We start from the raw sequence: 5,624 nt of genomic DNA, 5'->3' as shown, positions 1-5,624 counted from the left end.
CGGGGCACCCCGCGTGCCGCGGCACCGGCGGCACCGGCGGGCGAGCGTCCCGCGTCCGCGGCCGAGCCCACCCCGGCGGGCACGCCCGCGCCGGGCGCCGAGCAGTCGAGCGCCGAGCGTCCGCCCGTCAGCGAGGGCGACGTCTCGGCCGAGCAGGAGCAGCGCAAGCAGTCCTCCGACGACGCGAAGGAGTCGTGATGGCGACGACCCTGGCCCCGGTCCTCACGGACACCTGGGACGCGGACCGGTCCTGGACCCTGTCCGCCTACGAGGACGCGGGCGGCTACCGCGGCCTGCGCCGCGCGCTCGGCATGCAGGCGGCCGACGTCGTGACGATGGTCAAGGACTCCGGTCTGCGCGGCCGTGGCGGTGCGGGCTTCCCGACGGGCATGAAGTGGGGCTTCCTGCCCGCGCCCGACGGCGGTCCGCGCTACCTCGTGGTCAACGCGGACGAGTCCGAGCCGGGGACCTGCAAGGACATCCCGCTCATGATGGCCAGCCCGCAGCACCTCATCGAGGGCATGATCATCACGAGCTACGCGATCGGCTGCCACCACGCGTTCCTCTACGTACGCGGCGAGGTCGTGCACGTCTACCGGCGGCTGCTGCGGGCGATCGAGGAGGCGCGCGCCGCGGGCTACCTCGGCACGAACATCCTCGGCTCGGGCTTCGACCTGGAGATCACGCTGCACTCCGGTGCGGGCGCGTACATCTGCGGCGAGGAGACCGCGCTGCTCGACTCGCTCGAGGGCCTGCGCGGCCAGCCGCGGCTCAAGCCCCCGTTCCCCGCGGTCGCGGGCCTGTACGCGCGCCCGACGGTCGTGAACAACGTCGAGTCGATCGCGTCGGTGCCGGGCATCGTGCGCGGCGGCGCGGACTGGTTCAAGGGCATGGGCACCGAACGGTCGACGGGCCACGGCCTGTTCAGCCTGTCGGGCCACGTCACGCGGCCGGGGCAGTACGAGGCGCCGCTCGGCATCACGCTGCGCGAGCTGCTCGACATGGCGGGCGGCATCCGCGAGGGCCACCAGCTGAAGTTCTGGACGCCCGGCGGGTCGTCGACGCCGATCTTCACGGCCGAGCACCTCGACGTGCCCCTCGACTACGAGTCGGTCGGCGCCGCGGGGTCGATGCTCGGCACGCGCGCGCTGCAGATCTTCGACGAGACGACGTCGGTCGTCCGCGCGGTGACGCGCTGGACCGAGTTCTACAAGCACGAGTCGTGCGGCAAGTGCACCCCGTGCCGCGAGGGCACGTACTGGCTGGTCCAGGTGCTCAAGCGCATCGAGGGCGGCCAGGGCACGCACGCGGACATCGACCTGCTGCTCGACCTGTGCGACAACATCCTGGGCCGCGCGTTCTGCGCGCTCGGCGACGGCGCGACGAGCCCCATCACGTCGGCCGTGCAGTACTTCCGGGAGGAGTTCGAGGCCGGCACGCACACGCCCGCCGACGTCCTCTTCCCGCCCGAGCACAGCTCGCTGTTCACCTACGCCCCCCGGCGCGGCCGGGCGGCCCTCGCGGGGGTGCACGCATGACCATCACGTCCTCCGGCCCGACGACGGCGACCCCGCTCGTCCCGGCCGCACCGGCGCCTGCCGCGCCCGAGCCGACGGACACGGTGACGTTCGAGATCGACGGGCTCGAGACGACCGTCCCGAAGGGCACGCTCGTCATCCGCGCCGCCGAGCAGGTCGGCATCCAGATCCCGCGGTTCTGCGACCACCCGCTGCTCGCGCCGGCGGGCGCGTGCCGCCAGTGCCTCGTCGAGGTCTGGGCCCCGGGCCGCGACGGCAACCTGGCGAAGATGCCGAAGCCGCAGGCGTCCTGCACGCTCGAGGCCACGCCCGGCATGCAGGTCAAGACGCAGCACACGTCGGCGGAGGCCGACAAGGCGCAGCACGGCGTCATGGAGCTGCTGCTCGTCAACCACCCGCTCGACTGCCCCGTGTGCGACAAGGGCGGCGAGTGCCCGCTGCAGAACCAGGCGATGTCGAACGGCCGCGCGACGACGCGCTTCGTCGACGTCAAGCGCACGTTCCCCAAGCCGATCGCGATCTCGACGCAGATCCTGCTCGACCGTGAGCGCTGCGTCCTGTGCCAGCGCTGCACGCGGTTCTCGGAGGAGGTCGCGGGCGACGTGTGGATCGACCTGCAGAAGCGCGGTGCGCAGCAGCAGATCGGCACGTTCGACACCGACGTCCTCGGGTTCGCGGGCGACACCCCGGTGGGTGCGTCGACGCAGGACACGTCGGGCCGCCCGTTCGCGTCGTACTTCTCCGGCAACACCGTGCAGATCTGCCCGGTGGGCGCCCTGACCAGCGCGGCGTACCGGTTCCGGTCGCGCCCGTTCGACCTCGTGTCGACCCCGGGCGTCGCGGAGCACGACTCGCAGGGCTCGGCGATCCGCGTCGACCACCGCCGCGGTGTCGTGCTGCGGCGCCTCGCGGGCGACGACCCGGTCGTCAACCAGGAGTGGATCACCGACAAGGACCGCTTCGCGTTCACGTGGCAGTCCGCGCCGGACCGCATCACGACCCCGCTCGTCCGCAACGCGGCCGGTGAGCTCGAGCCCGCGTCGTGGATCGAGGCGCTCGACGTCGCGGCCGCGGGCCTGCGCGCGGCGCAGGCGCCGTCCGACCCGCGGGAGACGGCCGTCGGTCTCGCTGCCCTCCCGGGTGGGCGCCTCACCCTCGAGGACGCGTACGCGTGGTCGAAGTTCGCGCGCGTCGCGCTCGGCACGAACGACGTCGACGGCCGCGCGCGCCCGCACTCGGCGGAGGAGGAGGCCTTCCTCGGCCACCACGTCGCGGGTCGCACTCTCGAGGTCACGTTCGGCGACCTCGTCGCCGCGCCGGCCGTGCTGCTCGTCGGGCTCGAGCTCGAGGAGGAGGCCGGCATCGCGTTCCTCCGGGTGCGCGAGCAGGTCGTGAAGAAGCGCACGCGCGTCCTGTCGGTCGCCCCGCTCGCGAGCCGCGGGCTCGAGCGGCTCTCCGGCACGCTGCTGGCGGCTGCGCCGGGGACCGAGGCGGAGGTGCTCGACGGGATCGTCGCGGGCGCCGACGACGTGCTCGGCGACGCCGCGGCCGCGCTGGCCGCCGAGGGGGCCGTGGTGCTCGTGGGCGAGCGGCTCGCGTCGTCGCCCGGTGCCTACTCCGCCGCGCTGCGGCTCGCCGCCCGCACGGGTGCCCGACTCGCGTGGGTCCCGCGTCGCGTCGGCGAGCGGGCTGCGGTCGAGACGGGCCTGCTGCCGAGCCTGCTGCCGGGCGGTCGTCCCGTCGCCGACTCGGGCGCGCGCGTCGACATCGCCGCGGTCTGGGGCGTCGAGCACCTGCCCGGCGAGCCCGGCCGGTCGGCGGGCGAGATCCTCGCCGCCGCGCGCGCCGGCCTCCTGGGCGGCCTCGTCGTCGGGGGTCTCGAGCCGGCCGACCTGCCCGACCCGGCGATCGCCCGCGAGGCGCTCGACCGCGTGCCGTTCCTCGTCTCGCTGGAGGTCCGCCGCTCCGAGGTCACCGACCGCGCCGACGTGGTCCTGCCCGTCGCACCGCCGGTCGAGAAGCCCGGCACGTTCGTCACGTGGGAGGGGCGCCCGCGCCCGTTCACGCAGGCGCTGACGTCGCACTTCCTGCCCGACCACCGCGTGCTCGACCGGCTCGCCGACGCGCTCGGCGTCGAGCTCGGCACCGGGTCGCTCACGGCTGTCCACGCCGAGCTCGACCAGCTCGGCGGCTGGGACGGCGCGCGCGTCGACGCCCCGGACGTGCCGGCCGCGGAGCCGCCCGCCGTCGCCGCGGGGACCGCGGTCCTCGCGACGTGGCACCAGCTGCTCGACGAGGGCCGGCTGCAGAGCGGCGAGCCGTTCCTCGCGGGGACGGCCAAGCAGCCGGTCGCGCGCGTCTCGGCGGCCACGGCTGCGTCGGTCGGCGCGACCGACGGGGGAGCGATCGCGGTCTCGACCGACGCCGGGACGATCACGCTGCCCGTCGTCGTCACCGACATGCCGGACCTCGTCGTCTGGCTCCCGACCAACGCGCCCGGCAGCGCCGTGCGCGACACGCTGCACGCCGACGCGGGCGACCTCGTCCGGATCGCCGCCGCGCCGGGTGCGCTCACCCGCGAGGAGACCGGTACGGGGCAGGATGCCGGTCGCAGTGCCCACGAGGAGGTCGGCGCATGACCCTGCAGCTCGCGGTCGACGGCACCACCGCCGTCGCGGCCGACTTCAGCAACGACAACTTCTGGATCTGGCTGCTCAAGGCCGTCGCGATCGTCGTCTTCCTGCTGACCAGCGTGCTCATCGCGATCTGGTTCGAGCGCAAGGTCGTCGCGCGCATGCAGGTGCGGCCCGGCCCGAACGTGCACGGCCCGTTCGGCCTGCTCCAGTCGCTCGCCGACGCGATGAAGCTCCTGTTCAAGGAGGACGTCACCGTCAAGGCGGCCGACAAGCTCGTCTACATCGTCGCGCCGATGATCGCGGTGTTCTGCTCGCTGCTGACGTTCGCGGTCATCCCGTTCGGTCCGTCGGTCAGCATGTTCGGCATCGTCACGCCGCTGCAGCTCACCGACTTCCCGGTCGCGGTGCTCTACATCCTCGCGTGCGCCTCGGTCGGCGTGTACGGCATCGTCCTGGGCGGCTGGTCGTCGGGCTCGACGTACCCGCTGCTCGGTTCGGTCCGCTCGACCGCCCAGGTCATCTCGTACGAGCTCGCGATGGGCCTGTCGCTCGTCAGCGTGTTCATCCTCGCGGGCTCGATGTCGACGTCGCAGATCGTGAGCTCGCAGACGCAGGTCTGGTGGTTCCTGCCGCTCCTGCCCGCGTTCGTCCTGTACATCGTGTCGATGGTCGGCGAGACGAACCGTCTGCCGTTCGACCTCCCCGAGGCCGAGGGCGAGCTCGTCTCGGGCTACATGACCGAGTACTCGTCGATGAAGTTCGCGTGGTTCTTCCTCGCGGAGTACATCAACATGCTCAACGTCTCGGCGGTCGCGACGACGCTCTTCCTCGGCGGCTGGCGCGCCCCGTTCATCCCGGCGGACCACGTCCTGCAGACCGGCTGGTGGCCGATCCTGTGGTTCCTCGCGAAGCTCTGGGCGCTCATGTTCGTGTTCGTGTGGATCCGCGGCTCCGTCCTGCGGTTCCGGTACGACCAGTTCATGAAGCTCGGCTGGAAGGTGCTCATCCCCGCCGCGCTCGTCTGGGTCGTCTGCGTCGCGGTCGTCCAGGGCGTGCGGCAGTTCTCGGGGCTCGACCTGCGGACTCTGCTGTTCGTCCTCGCGGGCATCGTCGTGCTCGGCCTGCTCGTGTCGTTCGCGATCCCCGAGCGCAAGAAGCCGGCCGAACCGCCCAAGCCGTCCGGGCCGCAGCCGTTCGACCCGTTCGCGGGTGGCTACCCCGTCCCGCCGCTGCCCGGCCAGACGCTGCCGCCGTCCCCCCGCAAGCAGCGCGCCGCCCCGGCGGCCTCGACCGACGTCCCCCAGGTCACGCAGGAGGTGCACGGTGGCTGACCAGCGCAAGCCCACGGGCAAGTCGGGCAAGCCCGCCGCCCCCCGGCCCGCAGGCGGCACGCCCGCGGGCGGGAAGCCCGCGCCCGGGGCGCAGCCCGGTCGCACGGTCGCGCCGCGGC

The 5,624-nt window shown here is 73.5% G+C and carries 3 protein-coding genes and 1 pseudogene; all 4 read left to right on the top strand.

What is annotated here, in order from left to right:
- Nucleotides 1-198 (top strand): annotated as a pseudogene (locus CTKZ_RS22120) (NADH-quinone oxidoreductase subunit NuoE); the annotation flags it as partial.
- A complete protein-coding gene (gene nuoF / locus CTKZ_RS18785; protein ID WP_124344352.1) occupies nucleotides 198-1,538 on the top strand; it encodes an NADH-quinone oxidoreductase subunit NuoF in 1,341 nt (446 codons plus the stop codon). The pseudogene CTKZ_RS22120 and the gene nuoF, both read left to right, overlap by 1 nt.
- Nucleotides 1,535-4,177, top strand: coding sequence for an NADH-quinone oxidoreductase subunit G (locus CTKZ_RS18780; protein WP_124344351.1), 2,643 nt, complete (start codon nucleotides 1,535-1,537; stop codon nucleotides 4,175-4,177). The genes nuoF and CTKZ_RS18780 overlap by 4 nt, the downstream gene beginning before the upstream one ends.
- On the top strand, nucleotides 4,174-5,505 hold the full coding sequence (nuoH, locus tag CTKZ_RS18775; RefSeq protein ID WP_124344350.1) for an NADH-quinone oxidoreductase subunit NuoH: 1,332 nt from the start codon (nucleotides 4,174-4,176) through the stop codon (nucleotides 5,503-5,505). The genes CTKZ_RS18780 and nuoH overlap by 4 nt, the downstream gene beginning before the upstream one ends.
- The last annotated feature ends 119 nt before the right edge of the window (nucleotides 5,506-5,624 follow it).

Origin of the sequence: Cellulomonas algicola (assembly GCF_003851725.1) — a bacterium.
Lineage (GTDB): Bacteria > Actinomycetota > Actinomycetes > Actinomycetales > Cellulomonadaceae > Cellulomonas > Cellulomonas algicola.
This window is presented reverse-complemented; position numbering and strand designations above follow the sequence as displayed.